The organism is Hymenobacter arizonensis (assembly GCF_900115775.1).
GTDB classification, from domain to species: Bacteria; Bacteroidota; Bacteroidia; order Cytophagales; family Hymenobacteraceae; genus Hymenobacter; species Hymenobacter arizonensis.
Genome location: NZ_FOXS01000006.1, coordinates 65,977 through 85,352 on the forward strand (window position 1 = coordinate 65,977; position 19,376 = coordinate 85,352).

Below are 19,376 nucleotides of genomic sequence, written 5' to 3' on the forward strand. Positions count from 1 at the left end.
ACCGGCGGGGCGTTGTCGCTATTGGCTGTTGCGAATCAGGGACGCATAAAACTGCACCATGAGCGGGTAGTTGCTGATTTGCAGCCGCTCGTTGCTGCCGTGGATGCTCTCGATGCCTTCCTGGTTCATTAGCGTGGGCGAGAAGCGGTATACGTTCGGGCTGAGGGCGGCGTATTGCCGGGCGTCGGTGGCGCCCGTCACCACGTAGGGCGCCACAATGGCCGCGGGGAACACGCTGCGAATGGTGCGGTGCAGCTGCTGAAAGGCTGGTGCCTCGGGGTTGGAAACCGGCGAAGGATTGCTGGGCTGGCCAACGATGCGGAGGCGAATATTTTCATCGGCAATGATGCGGCGGACCTCCTGCATCACCCCCGCTACCGAGTCGCCGGGCAGCAGCCGGAAGTTAACGGTGGCCGTGGCATCTATCGGCAGCACGTTCTCTTTGGCGCCGGCGTGGAAAATGGTGGGCGCCGTGGTGGTGCGCATGGTGGCATTAGTGGCCGGGGTAGCGGCCAGCATTTTCTTGATGATGGGCGCAAACAGCCAGCGGTTGCTGAACACCACGCGTTGGCCCAGGGGCACTTCCGAAGCCAGGTAATCCAGCAAGTGGTCGTCGCCGCCCTCCAGCCGCGCTGCGAATGGATGCTGCTCGAGCTTGACAATCGCCGCGGCTACGGCCCCGATGCTGGTCTGGGCCGGGGGCATCGCCGAGTGGCCGCCTTTGCCGGTGGCCGTCAGTTCCAGGCTGAGGTAGCCTTTCTCGCAGATGCCCACCAGCGCCACGTCCTTTTTGATGCCGGCCACGCCGTCGGTTTTCACAATACCGCCTTCGTCCAGCACATACTCCAGCTGGGTGCCGCGCTGTTTCAGAGCAGCCGCAATGGCGGCGGCCCCGCGTCGGCCCAGGTTTTCCTCGTCTTGTCCGAATGCCAGCAGAATGGTGCGCGTAGGCTGGAATCCCGTTACGAGCAAATATTCTACGGCTTCGAGCTGGGCCAGCACGCTGGCTTTGTCGTCGAGGGTGCCGCGGGCGTAGAGGTAGCCCCCGGCCTGGCGCGCAGCAAAAGGCGGCTGGGCCCATTTGCTTTCGGTGCCGGGGAGCACGGGCACCACGTCGTAGTGGCCCATCAGCAACACTGGCTTCAGGGCCGGGTTGCTTCCTTGCCAGGTGTAGAGAAGGCCGTGGGTGTTGAAATGCTCAAGCTTGAGCTGCTGGTGCACGCGCGGGAAAGCCTGGCGGATGTGTCGGCCGAAGCGGCTGAACTGCGCCGTGTCGGTCTGGGTAAAGTCGGTGGTTGAAACAGTTGGAATACGCAACGCGCCCACCAGTCGGGCCAGGGCAGAGTCGGGCAACACCAGTACCGGTGCCGCTTGCACGTTGGTGAGCTGATGCGACTTCAGCCGCTGGGTGTTGAAAGCCAACACCCCAATCAACACCAATAGGGCCAGGGCCAGAACGAGTAAAAATTTGCGCATGGCTTTTTTAAATACAATCTGAAGCAGGAAAGGTACTTGAAAAAGGTCAGGGGATAGTGGCAGCCACGGTTTCTTCGTTACGCCATCTACGGTTCGGGTTGCCTTAACCATCGCGGCTTAGATAAGAGGACGCAAAAAGCCCGCTCCTATACCAGGAGCGGGCTTTTTTTGCTATTAAAATCAGCGTCTATTACGGATACTGCGTCTCTATTTTCCGGCTGCGCTGGTCGGAATACCGCAGGTCGGCAGCATATGATGTACCGGACGACGGCTGGCTAGTGGCAGTGTCCTGGCCGTGCGGCGACTGGTCAGCAAAGGGACCGGGCCGACGAGATTGCCAATCGGGACCGGAGGCTCCCTGCGGGGCCGGGCTGTCGCGGTACCAGGCTCGGTATGAGTCATCGGCTTTGCCTTTGCTGGTGCTGCGGGCCTTTTTGCCTTTGCGCTTGTCCTTTTTGCCATTGCCGGCCATGGCCAGGGCTACGGCGGTAAGGGCAAGGCCGGCCACGGCCAAGCCCTTCACCCAGTGGTTCACCAGGGGCGGGGGCACCGAGCGCACGCCGTCGGCATCGGCGGTGGCGGGCTGGTGGGCGTAGCGGCCCACTTTGGGGCGCGCCAACTCATCGAATCGGGGAAGGAAAGCGGCCAGCTGGCGGCGCAGCTCTGTGCCGTGCATGGGAATGCCGTGGCCGGTGGCGGCTACTTCAGGCTCGAGCCGGGCCAGCAGCTCCATGGAGGCGCGGGCCGCGTTCCAGTCGGGCGTGAAGTAGGCGGGCGGGCCGTGCACTTCCTGCTTTTGCGTGTATGTAGCCGTGCCCGACTCGGCAAACACGGTGGTGAAGGCATCGCCGGCCACCAGCACCTTGTCGTGCTCACGGAAGAACGACACGTGCCCGAACGTGTGGCCGGGCGTGTGCACCCAGCGCCAGCCGGGCAGGCCGGGCACGCTGCCGTCGGCGGGCAGCGCCTGCACCCGGGTGCCGAAATCATAGGGGTGCTTGGGATAGGCAAACGAGAGATAGGCCATCATGCCGCCGCCCACAGTGGGGTCGGGTGGCGGGAAGCTTGAGCGGCCCGTGAGGTAGGGCAGCTCCAGGGTGTGGGCGTACACGGGCACGTCGGGCCAGGACGCGAGCAGGCCATCGAGGGCGCCTACGTGGTCGAAGTGCCCGTGGGTGAGCACAATGGCCGCGGGCGGGGTGTTGGCCCCAAACAGCTCTTCGGCGTGCTTCTTTATTTTGTCGGCCGAGCCGGGCAGGCCCGCGTCGATGAGTACCCAGGGGCCCTGCGGCTGGTCTTGCGGAAAAGCGTAGTAGAGGTTCGCGAATACATCGCGCAGCACACTCAGGCCCGGCACGACGGCATCGAATGCGGGCGTGGAGGCCCGGTTAGCTTCGTTAGAAAGCATAAGCGAAATTGGTTTTTAAGTGAGTTGGGGAAAGAAAGAATCCGGCAGAAGTTGGAGGTACTACGGTGGGAAGCGGGCGAGAGGTTGGCCTTTTTTCGCACGGCTCAGCTTGCGTCCGGCCTACTGTTGGGCTTGTGCCAAACGCAAAAAGCCCGCTACCGGGCGGGTAGCGGGCTTTTTGGATAGTTCCAAAAATTTAGCGCGGCTGGGTCTTCGGCTGCTGCTGGTCGTTGTCGTTGCCGGCGCCGTTGCGTGAGTCGTCGATGGGCGCCAGTTGGCCGCTGGCCGACTGGGTAGAGGCACTGCTCCGGCCACCGGGGGCCGAATTTATTTGGTCGCGCACGGTGCCCTGCCTGATGTCTGCTGCCGAGCCCTCGCCACCGGGGGGAGGCGTCACTTGCTTGTAATTGATGCTGTCGCGGTTCACGTCCACGTTGCGCCAGCCGGGAGGGTTGTTGAAATTATAAACGGATTGCGGGTTTTTGCCGGGGCTCCAGCTGTAGTCGCAGGAGGACAGGGAGCCAGCCAGGGCCGTGCCCAGCAGCAAGGCCAGGGCTGAACGAGACGAAAGATTCATGAATGAGTGCTTGGGATTAGGTTTCCAATGTACGGGAAATTGGAGCACAAAGGTACACCGCCGTCGGGGCTGCCCTCGCTGCAATGGCTATGGCAGCGCTACTTTAGTGCCTCACTCCCGCCGCTTGCTCCTGCTCATGTCCGAATCAGAACCCAACCAGCCTTCTCGCTTCCGGCGCGTAATGGGGGCCGTGGGCCGCGCCGCCCTGCTGCCCGTGCGCGGCGCGGGGTACCTCGTGCGGTCGGGCAAGGCCCACCAGCATTTCTTTTTGCCGGTGCTGAACGGCGCCCTGGGCGACCAGCTGGCCGCTCGCTACGACCGTCGCGCCATCCGGATGAACTTTCGCCGGGGCGGGCAAGACGTGGCCGTGGCCGACCTGCGCCTGAGCGAGCCCCAACAGAAAACGGTGGTGTTCGTGCACGGCCTGATGGGCGATGAGCTCATCTGGCAAACCGGTTTTCAGGACGCGCCCGGCTCCCGCCGCTACGGCCCGCGCCTGGCCGAGGAAGCCAAGCTGCGCGCCCTCTACATTCGCTTCAACTCGGGCCTGCACCTGTCGGAAAACGGCCGCGAGCTCAGCCGCCTCCTCACCGAGCTGGTCGAAACCTACCCGCACGCCATCGGCGAGCTCGTGCTGGTGGGCCACAGCATGGGCGGGCTCATCATCCGTTCGGCGGGCTACTACGGGGCCCTCAGCCCGGGGGCCGAAAACCAGCCGACCAGCGCCGACGAAGCCCTCAACGACGACCTCCGCAAGAAAAACGAAGCCCTGCAAGTGGCGCAGGAAAACGAGGAGGCCACCGATAACGCCTCGATTCTCCGTCCCCAGGCGTCGGCAGGTGCGGAGCCCGCGCCCTGGCTGGCGCACCTGCGGTCGGTTTTCTTGCTCGGCACCCCCAACGACGGCTCGTGGCTGGAGCAGAATTCTCACCTCACGGCCCGCCTTCTCAACCGCATCAACCTCTTCCCCACCCGGTTTTTAAGTAAGGCCCTCAACAAGCGCAGCAACGGCATCAAAGACTTGCGCTACTCCATTTTGGTCGACGAGGACTGGCAGGATGCCCACGCCGACGACCTTACGCCGCCGCGCACGCCCGTGCCGCCGCTCCCCGGGGTGCAGTACCACATTCTAATGGGAGCCTGGCTGCGCGCCACCCGGCCATCGGCCCTGCGCGAGTACTTCGGCGATGGGCTGGTGGGCCAGGGCAGCGCCCGGGGCCACACCACCTTCGGCGACGAAGCTGCCCTGCCCGCGGGCGTGAAGGTGCGCACGGCCGTATTCAGCCAGCAGCACCACGGCGGACTCCTCACCCATCCCGAAGTGTTTCAGTACCTCAAGCTTTGGGTATGAAACCGCAAGGCGGACAAAGCCCAGAAAAGCAAAAAGGCCCTATTCGGTGAAGAATAGGGCCTTTTTAACAGGAAAAGGGCTTGCTTAGGTAGTAGTACCCGAAGTAGTGCCGGACGTGGTGCCACTGGTAGTACCCGTGGTGGTGCCCGACGTAGTGCCTGAAGTAGTCCCCGTGGTGCTACCCGACGTGGTGCCGGTGGTGGTAGTACCCGAAGTGGTGCCCGAGGTGCTGCCGTAAGTAGTACTCCCGGAGGTGGTACCCGACGTAGTGCCGGTATCCGTACCCGAAGTGGTGCCCATCGTGCCACTGGTGCTACCCGAGGTAGTGCCGCTGGTAGTGCCAGCGTTTTCGGAAGTAGTGCAGGCGCTGAAAAGGGTGAGCGCCGAGCACATGATGGCACCGGTCAGCCCAAAAAGCCATTTGCGTTTCATAGGGATTGGAAAAAGTGGAAAGGAAGGTATTCTTAGCCGTTGGCTCCTAAGCTATACGAGCGTTTTGAGCGCGATTTACCCGCATTTTCATAAGGATAAATACGTATTTCCGGAGCTTTTCACTTATTTCCGGCGACTAACTCGCACTCACACAGCACTTGGCGCGTGGGTGTGGCCAACTTATAGTCGGGCAGCGACACCTCTTTCATGTACACCACCAACAGGTGGCGCAGCGCTGGGTGGTCGGCGTTTTCGTGCCAAATGCGCAGCAGGTAGTTGCAGTAATAAGGCCGCATCCAGGCATTATTAACAAACAGGTAGTTCTCGGAATACTTGCGCCACCGGTCGTTTTTGAACAGTGCCACCACCGATGCCGGCTTGGCGTAGCTCACGGGCTGGCCCCGGCGGTTCAGGTCGACTTGGCGGCCGTCGGCCGTGGTGCCTTCCAAAATGTACCAGCCATCATCTTTAAAGACAGTGGGGGCAAACATGCCCCAGTGCTGGTCGACTCGCAGCAAATAGCCAAACCAACGCACCGGCTGGGGCATAATGCCCCCGGCCGGGCGCAGCATGGCCACGTCGTCGAGGTTCCACCAGCACACATACGCCAGCACCACCGCCACAAAGGCCTCCCGAACGGTACGCCACTGCACCCGGCGCTGGGCCGACACCGGCCCCGTGCGCTCCAGGCGCAGGCGCCACGGCAGCGGCCACGCCGGCAGCCGAAACCGCCACGCGCCCACCCGCGCAGCCAAGGGCCCCAAGCGTAGGGTGAGCCAGTCGAGCACTCCCGTTGGCAGCAGCCCTAGGATGGAAGCCAAGTTTACGAGGAAGAATATTCCGACGAACAGGGTGACGCTAATGGTGAAGTGAAACACCACCAGCACGCCCACTACCAGCATGCGCCACCAAGGCACCCACACGGGAATGAAGAGGGCGAAGGGCAGCAGCAGTTCGGTGAAATAGGCCCCGAAGGTGAGAAAGCGCAGCAGCTCTGGATAAGGATAGAGCCAACGCCCGGCGGGCAGCAGCACCTGGTCGAGGCTGAATGCGTAGTAAAGCGCGGTGCCCGTTTGGGTCCATTCGGTCCCGCTTTTGAGTAGCGCCGTGCACCAGTACAGGAGGGCCAGCTGCACGATGTAGGCCACGGTGGCCGCGCTAAAGTAGTCGTAGCGGGCAGGGGCCGGCTTGTTTCGCGCATCTGCCGACCACACCCGGCCCCAGGGCAGAAAAATCCCCCAGAATAGGAGCATTCGCAGCAAATCGTCGCCGCCCTGCCCAATGAAAGGGTTGCGGTTTTGCAGCGACACCAGCAGCAGCCACGCCCCCACCGTGGCCAGCCGGGTGTGGTAGCCCAAGAGCAGAGCTACGCTCAAGGCCGCTGTGGCTAAAAACAGCAGGGCCTGCACCTGCCACATGCCGCTAGCCGCGTGCAACGAAAATTGATAGGCCGTCCAGCCAAAACTGTGGAGGGTGCTCAGGGGCAGCACCCCCATGTTGGAATAATGCGCTTCGAGGTCGGTGCTGCGAATCGCCAAATCGGTGAGCAGCACGGCGGCCGTGGCCATTCGCAGCAAGGCCAACGCCCGCAAATCGAGCACGAAAGGACGGCGCAGCACTCCCCAAAAGCCAGTACCAGTGTTGGACATAAACAGTATTACGTGCAGAGCCGAAATTGGCCCAAATTCAACAAGGCGAAAAGGGAGTCAAACGAATGACCCGCCTTTTCGCCTTGCGAAAGTAGATAACTGAAAGGGTGACTAGCGGGTAGTGGAGCCACCGGCCGTGCTGGCGCTGGTACTCATGCCGCCCGTGCTGCCCGAGGTGCTGGCACCCGAAGTGCTCATGCCACCCGTGCTGCCGCTGCTGCTGGTAGTGCCGGTGCCCATCGAACCGCTGGTGGAGCCGCTAGTAGAGCCAGCACCGCCCGTCGAACCGCTCGTGGAAGTACCGAAGCCACTGGTTGAGCCGCCGCCACTGGTAGAAGCGCCGCTGGTAGAACCGCTCATGGAACCATCGCCGCCAGCCGAGCCGCTGCCCGTCGAACCGCCGCCCCCGGCAGTGCCGGTGCCGCTGCTAGAGCCGCCCATGTCGCCGGAAGCATCCATGCCGGAGGCGGTGCCCATGCTATCGGTGCTCATGGTCGACTCGGTGGTCGAAGTGCTGGTTTCACCAACAGTGTTATCGGTCTTGCTTTGGCAAGCACCCAGCAGCCCGGTGCCCAGGGCAATGGCTGCTAAGAATACAGAAGGTTTTTTCGTGAACATCATTGTGGAAAGGTTAGTTGGTTTGCTTAAGCTATACGGCCTTTGCCCCATGGACACCGACCGGAAAACCCGTATTTTTCTTGGATAAGTACGTAGAAAGCAGTGCTTCACAGCCGCACGAATCTTTACGCGGCAAAGCAGGTTCCTTTAAGCGTACGCAAAGCCGGGCCCAATGGCCAAACCCGGCGCTCCGCCACCCGTTAGGGCACAGACCCAGTGCCCCCACTTTACCTCATGCTTCCCATGCCCGATTCCGGCCCCGACACCATCCTCTTCGACGGGGTATGCAACCTCTGCAACGGCTTTGTGCAGTTCGTCATCCGCCACGACCCGCAAGGGCGTTTCCGTTTTGCCGCCCTCCAGAGCCCGGCCGCGCAAGAGCTGCTGGCACGCCACGGCCTGGCCTCGGCCCTCCTGCCCACCGAGCCCGAATCGGTGTTGCTACTCAGCGGCGGCCGGCTCTACTCCCACTCCACGGCGGTGCTGCGCATTGCCCATGCCTTGGGCCGCGGCTGGCGGCTGGCCGGGGTGGGCTGGGTGCTGCCCCGGCCCTGGCGCGACGCCCTCTACCGCTTCGTGGCCCGCAACCGCTACCGCTGGTTTGGGCGCGAAGAAAGCTGTATGCTGCCCACGCCGGCGCTTAAAGCCCGCTTCCTGTAGCGGCTATTTCTAGGCAATCCACTTCTCATTAATAGAAGCCCAGCCTAGGGAAGCCTACGTCCGCTTCGTAAGCACGGCAGGCCCGGCATCCAGCTTATTTCTTCTTCAGCGCCGCTTCGTATACCCGCTGGCCCAGGTCGCGCATAAAAGGAAAGCCGATGAGGTCGTACTCGTACTTGTCGTCGTTCAGCACACCATCGGCATTAACGTAAACAACGGCGCTGAGCAGAAACTCTACGCCTTTGTCAGCGTCGACCACATACGCGTTATCAATAAGGAAGCCATAGGCTTGGCCCATCTTATTGAAGACGCGCACGCCCGGTGGTAAAGGCGCCAGCCCGCCTCCGCCCAGCAGAAATTTGGCATAGGTATCGGGGTAGTTGGCGGCGTCGTAGCGCGGGTGCTGGCTTTCGCGGGGTAGTTGCGAGAGAGCCTTCCGCAGCAGGACGTAGTCGCTGGGGCCCAGCTGCAGGCGTTGGGCCGGGGGCAGGGTTTCCGGAAACAGCACTGCTCGCAGCAAGCGCTGCAGGTCGGGCAGGGAAAAGGCATTTTTCTGGCTAAAGTCCAGCGGCTCGTCTACTCGCCGCTCCCCTTGCAGGTAGGCCTGCCCAATTTTTTGGTTCCGAAGTTTCGGCTGGGGCCAGGGGCCGGCGTAGTACGCCGCAGGCTGCCGGTGCAACAGCTGAGTAGCGGCCGTATCGGCGTAGAAAGCCACGGGATTGGTGTGGCGGCTGCCGGGCTCCTGGTCGCCTACCGAGAGGCGGTGCTGCAGCCGGCTGTGGCGCAAGCCGAGCCGGGCCAAGCTGGCATTCAGCTCGGCGGGCCCCACAAATTCGTAGAGGCGATTGAAGGCGTCGTTATCGCTCACCAGCAACGCCTTGCGCACATAATGCGCCACGCTGGGCCGGCCGCTGGCCGCCGACGTATCGCGGCGCACACGCGTTTGTGCCGCAAAGGCCGAGTCGGTCAGCATCACCGATTCGGGCGTGAGGCCCGCCACGGTTGTGCTCATGGCGTGCAGCTTTTCCAGCGCCAGCGCCGCAGCAGCCAGTTTAATGGTGCTGGCCGGATAGAAGTATTCGCGCGGCCTGAGCCGGTAGCGGTATCTCCGGAAGTGCGGCGTGCCCACCTTGTCGCGCCGGATGCGGGTATAGAGAATTTGTACGCGGTAGAAATCGGGCCGGGCCAGCACGCGAGCAAGGCCGGTGGTGTCGTGCCGGAGCACCTGGCGCAGCGGGTTGGCCAACCGTTGGGCTCGCGCAGAAAGTTGGCTTAGCAGCAGCATTCCGGCAATCAAAATCGCCGCTCTTAGCGTATGCCAACCGAAAGCGGTGCCGTGACTACATTTATTCATTAATGGCCTGTCTTTCATTGCTCAGCAAGCTACATTCACTTACGCGCAACGGCACCTCCCGTCTGTGCATCTTTCGCGCAATACTACGGCTTTTCCACTTCCATTTTTTTCGCGTCACTGCTCAACTTTATGAAGTGACTTTTCCGCTTGCTGCCGGCCCTGTTGGGTAGCGCCGGGCTCTTGCTAGCAGCCCCTGCCCAGGGTCAAATTGCACTCGACCCCAACCTCAACTTCGAAAACTGGGTCCAGCGCAACACTGCCGTAGCGGCGGGGGTTGAAGCTCCCCAGAACTGGCAAACATTCGATGACCTGCTCAGCGTCCTGGCCGAGTCGCAGCTGCCGCTGACCACGGCCACTACCACAAAAACCATTGAAGATCAGAATGGTACATTCGCGGTTAAAATTGAAAACAAAGCTTATGCGCCACTACAAAGCTTAATACCCGTTCTTTCGGGGGTTGCGTCGTTGGGCAATGGCATCAAATTCAGCACCACTGGCGACGAATTCACCGGTATTCCCTGCACCAGCCGGCCTACCCAGCTTCAGTTTTATTACCAGTTAACGGGCCCAGCTGCAGCCCGCGACTCCGCGGCGGTGTTCTTTGCCCTGACCCGCAACGTTTCGGGCGAGACCGAAGACGTGACTTTTTTTGGCGTACTCCTGCCCCCGGCAGCAAACTATACGCTGGTCTCGCTGCCCATTAGGTACACCAATAACATAACGCCCGACTCTCTGCACCTGACCTTTACTTCGGGCAACGCCCGGCGCCCAACGGCAGGCACCACCCTTTTGGTTGACAACATCACCCTGGTCACGAGCACGGCTACTCCCACCCGAAGCCCTGCATTGGCAGCGGCCGTGAGCATCTACCCCAACCCCAGCCCAGACGGCCGCTACGTGCTGAACGCCACCGAGCCCGTCCTGCTGGCCGCTCCCCTCACCGTGCTCGATGCCACGGGCCGCGTGGTGCGCCGCGAGCCCGCGCCGAGCGCCGCCCCCACCCGCACCCTCGACATGAGCGACCTGGCTAAAGGCATTTACACCCTGCAGCTCGCTACTGCCAAAGGCCTGATTACGAAAAGGCTAGTAGTGCAGTAGCCTTTCACGTCTGCCAAAGCAAAGCCGGCCTTATTTGACTCCCGACTCGGTTGCCAGCAGCTTTTTGAGCAGGGCAATCTGGCCCAGGTGGTAATGCGTGTGCTCCACAATGCCGTGCAGGTTGCGGTAGAAGTGCCCGTATTTCTCGTCGGCCATGGTTTGCCACAGCTGTTGCTCGGGCAGCTGCTCTATCAGAGTGGCGAAGGCCCGGGCATCGGTCCAGGTTTTCTCCTTCAGTTGCTCCCAGTCGGCTTGCGAGGTGATGGGCGGATGTTCAAAGCTGTACTTATCGTGGGCCGTGAGCGGTTCGCCCCGCAGCACGCCCAAGCACGCGCCGACGTAGTAATTGATGTGGTACACCAGTGCCGCAATGCTGTTGCAGCCAGCTACCCGAATAGCTGCCTGCTGCCACGTGAGGCCCGCCAGCTGCTCCTGGAGGTTCGACACGGTCCAGTTGCCGCCAAAGTGGACTTCTCGTACTTGCTGGGCAATTTGAGCGGGCAGATTCATTTGAGTCTACTTCCAAGAAATAATACCAACCATTGCAAATAGCGTGGCCTGCTGAAAATATTCGTAACGTCTGGAAACTGGCCGCGCAGTTCATAGACCCATTACCAGCGTTCCTTCAACTGTAAGTCGTCGACGTATACCGGTGCAGTAGTCTCTTCTCCTATTACGGAAATAACGAATTGGCTTTGGGAGGTGGTATTATTTGGCAAATTATACTCCTGGCTGACGTGATACCATTTGCCAAAAATTCGAGCATCGGTCGTATACAAAGGTTCGTTCAAGACTGGCTGCGTGTTGCCGGGGTTATAAACCGACACCTGAAGTGCGACCTCGTTGGATAAGCCAGGCACCCAGACCCACGCACTCAACCTGAATTGGCGTGGTCGGTGTGCACAAAGAGCACCTAAGGCCTTCTGATAAATTACAGCCGACGGATGCTTCTCATCTACGCGCAGCGAGTATTTCCCCGAATGCGCCTTTTCTGTGGTGAGAAGCGGCTTCATTTGGCTTACCCAACCGCTGGGCTCCTCGAATCCTGTTTGCATGAGGAGATGTAACGTACCATTCGCTTGTTCGTCGCGCGGGTGACACCCACCCATCAGCATCATGCCCAAAAACGGCAAGAGCCCACGACTTATGCTGCGATAAAGCGACCACTGGGCCGCCGCACGTACAGGAGTCAGAGTAAAACAACTGATGTCTTTTACCATGGCCGGGAGCGGTTGAGGCGGTGAAGAACGATGGCCGGATGTCGGCCCACCAGCTCAAACTCGGCTTCGAAAACTGCGTGCTGCGGAGCCAGCTGGGCATAGACTTGAGGGGCTACAACGAAATAGTCGAGGTTGTCTGCTGCCATTCGGTCCAACACATTTTCAGCGGTCACGGTGGCTACGTCCGGTGAGTGCCATATTATGCCGCGCCGGTCAAAGTACACCAAAGCAATATTAGGAGCCGGCTCATTGAATACTAAAATCTTGGCCGTCGCAGGCACCTTCGCCTGGGCTAGCTCGGCGGCGCCCCCCCGCATCCATAGGTGGCTGTAGGGGGAAAAAGGGGGGTAATCATCACTCATCCGCCGCTTCAACCGTTGGTGGCCGTTAACTAGTGACACGCATACTAGCACAGCTAAGCCCAAACGAATGCCGTACCCAAGCAGACCTGTGTGTTGACCCAGGTTCCGGAGCGCCAACACGAACAGCAAAATCACTGGGGCAAACACGGGACAAATAATGTAATAATCGTGGTCCCGAAACTGCGCGCCCATGAGGTACACAAACAAACAACCCATCCCCGTAACTGCTAATAGCAGCAAGGTAAGAGGCAAGTTAAAGTCGGGCTTAAGATTGCGCCGCCAGTACAGGGGCAATAGGCAAAGGCATAGAATTATAATTTTGTATTGCAGCGATACAGCATATTCGTATCTCCACATGTAGTACACCGCTTTTAGCACGTGGTGTCGCGTCTGCGGGTCGTCAATGGGTCGGACTGTTGCCAAAAACATTCCTGATTGATACGTTGCGTTTAAGTACTGCGTACGCAAGAAATAGGCGACAATTACCCCGAATATCACCGCCATCAACCCCAAAAATGAAAGCCGTTGCCGCAAGGTTAGCAATTGGGGCTGCAAAAGAGCCCAAAGCAACGTGACACCCGCCATGGCCCCTAAGTGCATCAGGGTCGTGGTTTTGATGAGCGCCGCCACGCCTAACAATGCGCAAGCCACCAGCAGGTCGGAGAAGCGGCGTTGGTCAAAAAAACGAAGCCAATAATAGTACGCCACAAAGCTCAGACTCAGGCTGAACGGGTCGGGCAAGGTACTACCCGCATAAAAGGCAAAAACTGGAGACGCCAAAAGAAAAGCGCCTGGCACTAGCCCGGCCACAAAGTTACCAGTGCGTTCGTACACTAGGCGGAATAGGTAGTAGAAGCCGAGCAACGTCATGGACACGTCCAGCAGCCGGAAAAGCGTGCCGATGGATGCACGCCCAAAGAGCAAGCCGCCCAAAGCCGCCAGGTACGCTTGTAACGGGAACTCTACGCCCGTAACGCCCCCAATCGAAGAAAGATTAGAAGTTCGCGGCTTGAAAAAATCAAACCCGAAATCGTAAAAGTTGGTCGCCAGCGCGAGGCGGTCCGCTTGAGCCCATGCATGTATACCGCTAGGCAATTCCGAGATGTAAGGCAGGTAGAAAGTGCCTCCCACCGCTAATAAGAATAAGGCAGCCGCCACGTGGGAAATGCGCGGCCGAAACGGCTTTACTGCACTAATAGAAAATGCCATCAAAGTTTGTAAAGGCAGCCGAGCATCCGGTTCCGAAGCAAAATTACAGTAAAGAGTGCTTTATACGTCGGCACAATATCGCATTTAGGCACGATAACGCTCTTAATCAGCTTCCGCAAATGGTGGCCATGCGAATGGACAAATAATTCGCTTTGATTGCGTATCTATCTTGATTCTCAGTGATGCCAAGGGTATGCTTTAGCAGAATATGCTCATGCACAAAAGCCGCATTTGAGTAGACCAATCCATACTTTACTGCATTTAGAAATCAGAGTTTATGACACAAATGCCATTATCTCTGTCGAATACAGGGGACTGTATTTTTTAGTAAACAGAGAACTAATGAATCCAAGCTGCTAAAATATTGCCCCTAAGAGCGGAATTCTAAACAGGCGCTTCACTGGCTAATGATGTCTGTACGGGCTCAAATGGGCACAAAGCTATGCCATAGGAGACTGGTTTTGCGAACAAAACCCTAGCTAGCCATTGGCAAGGATGAACATGGCCCCGCATGCGGAGTCACGTTCATCTACTAGCTCATCTGCGACGCGTGCCGACTGGTTTTGAGCCTGTTGCTTGGGCGCTGGATAATAGCTAGTACCGTGGCGCTATACCTGAGCCACGGGCTCGAGACCAGTAGACAGCGCGTCGCAGACGCGCCAGCGGGTGGCACACAACTCGCGCTCTCGCCGCAACTGCTACATTAGCTTTGACATTTTCATCTATATACTTATGCTCTGCTTTTCTACTTTGCGCACAGCCACGGCTCCCTGGCTGCTCTTGGCTTTTCTGTGTTTATTTGGCTGCACCAAAGGGGGCGACCCAGCGGCTCCCCTCACGGGAGCTATCGAGGGCACGGTTTTGCCGGTGGGGGCAGCCCGTGTTGTTACGGCCACCGCGAAAGATGGGCAACCGATAACGGCCGTGCCCGATGCCCGGACCGGAGCGTTTGCCTTTGCGGACCTGCCCGCCGGCGCCTACCAGTTGGGGGCTGTGCCGGCTACTGGCTATAGTTCCCCCACCGAAGTGCCCGCAACGGTGCAGCGTGGGGCCACAACGAAGGCGGCGTTGCAACTCAACCGCGACGGCCGTATTCGCGGCACCATGACCTGGGAACGAAACGGCATCGCGTATTCGGCTGTCACCTTCTACGGCGAAATCAAGCAGAACTTCTTTTCGCTGGAAGGGGGCACGGCGAGAGACGCCAGCGGGAAAAACGAAGGTACGATTTTCGTGTTGCCCTTCGCCCTCAATAACGGCGCCAACCCCACGCCGTTTGCGGGCGTGGGCACTTACCCCATTGGCGCCACTGAATACCCGTGGGCCGGATATCTTTTTTACTTTCCCGATGGCTCTTTAGACCAATACGCTACTTCCTATGCGGGCCGGCAGGTAGGCCAGGTCATCGTCACGCGCTTTGACCCACAAGCGGGCGTGGCATCGGGCACCTTCAGCTACGTCGTCACGCTGCGACTCAACAACAGCGGCACCACCACTACGAACCTAACCATTACCAACGGGCGCTTCGACATCACATTCTAGCCTGGCGGCCCTCGGCCATCCGAGTTCACCCCCTCAAAAGGCCCCACTGGCACGAAGCAGCTTCGTGCCAGTGGGGCCTTTCCAATCCGTTCGCTGCAAGGACATGAGCATTGCCGGAGCTGTACTACTCAGTAAGCAGTAAATGTCAGATAACGCCCACTGCGCGGCTGTTGGCGCCTATAAGTAGCAATAGAAGACCGGGAAACGGCTACTTGCCCCGCTACATGCCGACCAACAAGCCGGCATGTAGCGGGGCAAGTAATTTCTTATAAATACTTCCTTAAGCAACCGGAGCAGCCGGCGCGACTGCTTTCGGCACCACGGGCGGCACCACGCTCACCTGCACTTCGCCAAAACCTACTGGCACCACCAAGCTAGGCAGCTTCAAACCCGTTTCTAAAGTGGCTTCCGTCACGGCAGCAGCTTGGCCGTCAGCGGTGGCGGTGAGGGCGCCGGCCAGGCCGTGCAGCACCACGCGGTAGGTGGCGTAGCTGGGCTGATAGTCACCTTCGATGGCTTGGGAAATAACCAGTTCCGTTGTAGAACCCGTAACGGTGAAGCGGCGCAGGGTTTTGTGGCCCTCCTCATAGCCGTAGCCTTCGCCGCCGTCGTCGTAGAGGATGCTTTCCAGGGTACCGTTTTTGTAGTAAACGTGCAACGTGAGTTCCTCAATGACTTTCTCGCCCACGTATTGCAGCACCGGCTGCATGGGCAGCACGGCGCCGGCGCGTACAAACAGCGGAATGCGGGTGAGGTCGGCCGTGGCCCACACCTCGCTGCCGCCGGCCGTGGGGGCGTCGGTCCAGTAGTAGAACCAGTCGCCGCGGGGCAGGTACATCCAGCGGCCGTCGGCGCCGGGCTGCGTGATGGGGCAAACCAACAGGTTGTCGCCGAGGCCGAACTCGGCCATGCGCAGGTAGGTTTCGGTGTCGTTCTGGTCGAGGAAGGTGAGCGGGCGCAGCATGGGCGTGCCGGCCGTGGCGTACTGCCAGAACGTGGTGTACATGTAGGGCAGCAACCGATAGCGCAGCTCAATAAAGTGGCGGGCCAGGCTGGTATAGGGCTCGCCGAAGCTCCAGGGCTCCTGGTCGCCGTGGTCGCCGGAGCTGTGGGTGCGGAAGAACGGGTGGAAGGCCCCCAGCGCAATCCAGCGGGCGTAGAGCTCGCCGGTGGGCGTGTCGACAAAACCGCCGATATCGCTGCCGATGAAGCTGAAGCCCGAGATGCTTAGGCGCTGGCACTGAATGTTGGCCAGCCAGAGGTGTTCCCAGGAGGCAATGTTGTCGCCGGTCCAGCCCGAGGAGTAGCGCTGCCCGCCCGAGTAGGTGCTGCGCGTGATGGTGAACGGCCGGTTGGGGTACGAAAACTTCTTCACGCCGTCGTTGGTGGCGCGGGCCATTTGCATGCCGTAGATGTTGTGGGCCTTCTGGTGCGAGGCCCAGTTGCCCTCGTAGTTGAAGCGCACATCGGGCGGAAAGGTGCCTTTTTCGAACACGGCGGGCTCGTTCATGTCGTTCCACACGCCCTTCACGCCGATGTCCTGCACCAGTTCCTTGAACAGGCCGGCCCACCACTCGCGCACCTCGGGGTTGGTGTAGTCAGGGAAGTTGCAGAGGCCGGGCCACACCGAACCCTTCATCAGCGGGCCATCGGCGCGACGGCAGAAGTAGTCATTTTCGATGCCTTCTTTATAGACTGAGTACTCGGGGTCAATCTTGATGCCGGGGTCGATGATAACCACCATCTTAAAGCCATCCTCGGCCAGCTCCTGCACCATGCGCTTGGGGTCGGGAAAGTGCTCCTTGCTCCAGGTGAAACAGCGGTAGCCCTCCATGTAGTCGATGTCGAGGTAGAGGGCGTCGCAGGGAATTTGGCGGTCGCGCAGGCCGCTGGCAATTTCCTTCACGTTGCTCTCGGGGAAGTAGCTCCACTTGCACTGGTGGTAGCCCAGCGTCCAGAGCGGCGGCAGCTCGGGCGGGCAGGTGAGCAAGGTGTATTCCTGGGTCACCTCCATGAGGGTGGGGCCGTAGATGAAGTAGTAATTCATCTCGCCGCCCTGGGCCCAGAAGCTGGTCACGTCGGCGCGCTCGGCGGCAAAGTCGAAGCTGGCCTTGAAGGTGTTGTCGAAGAAAATGCCGTGGGCAATTTTCTGGTGCAGCACATGGTAGAACGGGATGTTCTTATAGAGCGGGTCGGAACCCTTCACGTAGCCGTAGGTGTCGGAGCCCCAGTTGGTGAAGCGCTTGCCGCGCAGGTTCATGTTGTCGGGCTTGTCGCCGAGGCCGTAGTAGTGCACGCCGGCGGGCACCTGCTTGCTCATCTTCACGATGTCGTTGCCGGTGTCGTAGTCGTACTCCCAGTGGAAGCCCTTCTCGTCGTCGCTGAGGATGGAGCCGGAGCGGTCGAGCACCCGCGTCTTCAGGTTTTCCTTCTGAATAATGCAGATTAGGCGGCCGGTGGTAAGGCGGTAGTGGTCGGACTTCTCCTTGAACTCCAGGAACTCGGGCGCGGGCAGCGGGCGGCCGTCGGCGGGAATGGCGTAGGAAAAATCGGGCGACAGCGGCCCGTCGGTGAGGTAGCGGAACCGGAGAATTTTGTCGCTGAGCACGTGCAGCACCAGACGCACGCCGTTCTGGCAGTTGAACAGGAAACGGTTGCCATCGAGCTGGTCGGCCCGGATGACTTCGCCGGGATAGTGTTCCTGGTGGCTTTGCGCCGCCAGGTCGTTGACCATGTAGTTATTTTCCTGAATCGAGGTATCCATAAAGTGGGGCAAGTCAAAAAGCAAAACCGGTGTTTTTACCGGGCATAAAAAAGTCCGGCACGGCCGGTTGAGCGGCGGATAAGTACGCAAGTTACTTTTTCCCGTTGGGCTCGGACCAAATTTTTCGTCGATATGTGGTCCGTCTGCCGTAGCATTGAGGACTGAACAGTAGCCGAACCCCCACCGGCGGCGCTACTGTCCGGCTTTTGCTTTCCAAACCCACCCAATGACCTTGCCCAACTTTTCTGTGCTGCTGCTGGCCTGGGACGACGCCGACCCCAGCGTAGCCGTGCTTGGCGGCTCGGCTTTGCCCCCCACCCTGCCCCTCGTGTACCAGCTGGCCGAACAGCAGCCCGTACTGGCCGTGTACCCCCACCTGCCCGCCAACCCGGCAGCGGAAAAAGAGGCGCCCGAAACCGCCGCCAGCTCCATTTCCGAGGCCCCAGTTGCAGATATGGCAGCAGAAAACGCCCTGGCTACTGAAACCTCAGCTACTATTGAGCCCGAGGCTGCGCATGCGCTGACCACTGCTTTTGCTTCACCGGGCGTTCGGCTGCTTGACCGCCCCGCCACCGCTTTGGCCGACGGGAAAAACCCTTCTCCTACTACTTCGCAGTCGCGCCTCATCGGCCTCGAAGAACTGCCCGCGCCCACCGCCCCGCAGCCAACCGACGCTTCGGACGAGCCTACGGCCGCGCCGGCCTACCAGCGCCCGGCCCTGGCTCGCAGCCAATGGCCTACCGATGACAATAACACTCAGCCCTGGCAGTGGCAGGCTCCCGCCGCCCCTTATGCCGGCGCAAGCCCGGCAGCGAGCTCCAGTACCCAAGCAGTAAGGCTGCCAGTTCCGGGCATGCTCGTTGGCCAGACGGTGCGCGAAGCGGCCGATTTGCTACTCAGCGCCGGCCTGCCCTTCACTGCTGCTACTAGTATGCCCGCCTCGGTGCTGCCAGCTCCGGCCAGCCCAAATGACGAAGACCTGGATTCGGCTCCCGACGCGGAGCTTCCGCCGATGCTCTCTCCTTCAGCCTTCGACGAGCCTACCCACGAACCCGGTATTTCGGAAGCGGCCGACCTGCTGGCGCCGGGCGACGATATAACCCCTGATGTGCTTCCGGTTGCCAGCTCATTGCCCGCGCCACTTGCGCCGCCGGTTGCCGAGCCCACGGTCTCCATTCGGCAGCCTTCGATGGAAGGCCTCAATTTTCGCATGATTCAGTACGCCCGTCAGGCCGCCCAGCTGGTGCAAGGGCGCAGCGACTTCGGCGTTATTTATGCCCCTAACTGGCCGGCGTGGCTGGCGGCCCTCGAAATCCGCAACAGCACGGGCAGGCCCCTGGCGCTCTATGTGACCGGCCTGGTAGCCGATTTTCTAAGCCCCGCCGAACGTGGCTGGCTCCTGGAAGTGGAGCGCATGACCCTCCGCCGGGCGCACCTCATATTGGTGCCAGACGAAAACGTGCGCCACCGCCTGCGCGAGCACTACGGGGCCACCATCGGGGAAGTGCGCATCGTAGCGGCTGCCGACGAGGCCGGCGTGCAGGCCGTGCTCAGCGAGCTGGCCGCCAAGTAGCCCCCAGCCCACGCGGGCCGCTCCCAAACTGCGGCTTGCGGCGTTACTTTGTTGCCTGAGCCATTTCCCACCTCCGCAACCCC

The 19,376-nt window shown here is 60.4% G+C and carries 16 protein-coding genes; 5 read left to right on the top strand and 11 right to left on the bottom strand.

Annotated features, from left to right (window positions below):
- Window positions 1-18 precede the first annotated feature (18 nt).
- From BMZ66_RS18870 to BMZ66_RS18880, 3 genes are all read right to left on the bottom strand, one after another.
- Window positions 19-1,476: a M20 family peptidase gene (locus BMZ66_RS18870; RefSeq protein ID WP_092677774.1), complete on the bottom strand. Its 1,458-nt coding sequence runs from the start codon at window positions 1,474-1,476 to the stop codon at window positions 19-21.
- A 190-nt stretch (window positions 1,477-1,666) separates the two neighbouring features.
- Window positions 1,667-2,884: an MBL fold metallo-hydrolase gene (locus tag BMZ66_RS18875; protein ID WP_092677231.1), complete on the bottom strand. Its 1,218-nt coding sequence runs from the start codon at window positions 2,882-2,884 to the stop codon at window positions 1,667-1,669.
- 196 nt (window positions 2,885-3,080) lie between these two features.
- Window positions 3,081-3,461, bottom strand: a complete 381-nt coding sequence (locus tag BMZ66_RS18880) for a hypothetical protein (RefSeq protein ID WP_143080283.1) — start codon at window positions 3,459-3,461, stop codon at window positions 3,081-3,083.
- Window positions 3,462-3,597: 136 nt separating this feature from the next.
- Here BMZ66_RS18880 and BMZ66_RS18885 point away from each other — a divergent pair, with 136 nt between their 5' ends.
- The gene (locus tag BMZ66_RS18885) at window positions 3,598-4,812 is read left to right on the top strand and encodes an esterase/lipase family protein (RefSeq protein ID WP_143080284.1); all 1,215 of its coding nucleotides are present in this window, start codon (window positions 3,598-3,600) and stop codon (window positions 4,810-4,812) included.
- 84 nt (window positions 4,813-4,896) lie between these two features.
- Here the strand turns inward: BMZ66_RS18885 and BMZ66_RS18890 are convergent, their stop codons facing one another.
- The 3 genes from BMZ66_RS18890 to BMZ66_RS18900 all read right to left on the bottom strand — a co-directional run bounded on the left by BMZ66_RS18890 (window position 4,897) and on the right by BMZ66_RS18900 (window position 7,514).
- Complete coding sequence (locus BMZ66_RS18890; protein ID WP_177204806.1) at window positions 4,897-5,244, bottom strand: hypothetical protein; 348 nt, start codon at window positions 5,242-5,244, stop codon at window positions 4,897-4,899.
- A gap of 119 nt (window positions 5,245-5,363) precedes the next feature.
- Window positions 5,364-6,893, bottom strand: coding sequence for an HTTM domain-containing protein (locus tag BMZ66_RS18895; RefSeq protein ID WP_143080285.1), 1,530 nt, complete (start codon window positions 6,891-6,893; stop codon window positions 5,364-5,366).
- 111 nt (window positions 6,894-7,004) lie between these two features.
- Window positions 7,005-7,514, bottom strand: a complete 510-nt coding sequence (locus BMZ66_RS18900; RefSeq protein WP_092677237.1) for a hypothetical protein — start codon at window positions 7,512-7,514, stop codon at window positions 7,005-7,007.
- Window positions 7,515-7,754: 240 nt separating this feature from the next.
- Here BMZ66_RS18900 and BMZ66_RS18905 point away from each other — a divergent pair, with 240 nt between their 5' ends.
- Window positions 7,755-8,171: a thiol-disulfide oxidoreductase DCC family protein gene (locus tag BMZ66_RS18905; protein ID WP_092677778.1), complete on the top strand. Its 417-nt coding sequence runs from the start codon at window positions 7,755-7,757 to the stop codon at window positions 8,169-8,171.
- 94 nt (window positions 8,172-8,265) lie between these two features.
- Here the strand turns inward: BMZ66_RS18905 and BMZ66_RS18910 are convergent, their stop codons facing one another.
- Entirely contained in the window at window positions 8,266-9,456 is a 1,191-nt protein-coding gene (locus BMZ66_RS18910; protein WP_177204807.1) for a serine hydrolase, read from the bottom strand.
- 216 nt (window positions 9,457-9,672) lie between these two features.
- On the opposite strand from BMZ66_RS18910, the gene BMZ66_RS18915 reads away from it, so the two are divergent.
- Window positions 9,673-10,623 carry a T9SS type A sorting domain-containing protein gene (locus BMZ66_RS18915; RefSeq protein WP_092677241.1) on the top strand — a complete coding sequence of 317 codons (951 nt, stop codon included), beginning with the start codon at window positions 9,673-9,675 and terminating at the stop codon, window positions 10,621-10,623.
- 30 nt (window positions 10,624-10,653) lie between these two features.
- On the opposite strand, the gene BMZ66_RS18920 is transcribed toward BMZ66_RS18915, so the two are convergent.
- The 3 genes from BMZ66_RS18920 to BMZ66_RS18930 all read right to left on the bottom strand — a co-directional run bounded on the left by BMZ66_RS18920 (window position 10,654) and on the right by BMZ66_RS18930 (window position 13,363).
- Window positions 10,654-11,133: a DinB family protein gene (locus BMZ66_RS18920; protein WP_092677243.1), complete on the bottom strand. Its 480-nt coding sequence runs from the start codon at window positions 11,131-11,133 to the stop codon at window positions 10,654-10,656.
- Between the two features lie 101 nt (window positions 11,134-11,234).
- The gene (locus tag BMZ66_RS18925; RefSeq protein WP_143080286.1) at window positions 11,235-11,843 is read right to left on the bottom strand and encodes a hypothetical protein; all 609 of its coding nucleotides are present in this window, start codon (window positions 11,841-11,843) and stop codon (window positions 11,235-11,237) included.
- Entirely contained in the window at window positions 11,837-13,363 is a 1,527-nt protein-coding gene (locus tag BMZ66_RS18930; RefSeq protein WP_177204809.1) for an ArnT family glycosyltransferase, read from the bottom strand. Before BMZ66_RS18930 ends, BMZ66_RS18925 begins: the two co-directional genes overlap by 7 nt.
- Window positions 13,364-14,146: 783 nt before the next feature.
- Between BMZ66_RS18930 and BMZ66_RS18935 the strand changes: the two genes are divergently transcribed.
- The gene (locus tag BMZ66_RS18935; RefSeq protein WP_092677249.1) at window positions 14,147-14,956 is read left to right on the top strand and encodes a carboxypeptidase-like regulatory domain-containing protein; all 810 of its coding nucleotides are present in this window, start codon (window positions 14,147-14,149) and stop codon (window positions 14,954-14,956) included.
- A gap of 280 nt (window positions 14,957-15,236) precedes the next feature.
- On the opposite strand, the gene BMZ66_RS18940 is transcribed toward BMZ66_RS18935, so the two are convergent.
- Window positions 15,237-17,720, bottom strand: a complete 2,484-nt coding sequence (locus tag BMZ66_RS18940) for a glycoside hydrolase family 31 protein (RefSeq protein ID WP_214607031.1) — start codon at window positions 17,718-17,720, stop codon at window positions 15,237-15,239.
- 232 nt (window positions 17,721-17,952) lie between these two features.
- Here BMZ66_RS18940 and BMZ66_RS18945 point away from each other — a divergent pair, with 232 nt between their 5' ends.
- On the top strand, window positions 17,953-19,293 hold the full coding sequence (locus BMZ66_RS18945) for a glycosyltransferase family 4 protein (protein ID WP_143080288.1): 1,341 nt from the start codon (window positions 17,953-17,955) through the stop codon (window positions 19,291-19,293).
- Window positions 19,294-19,376 lie beyond the last annotated feature (83 nt).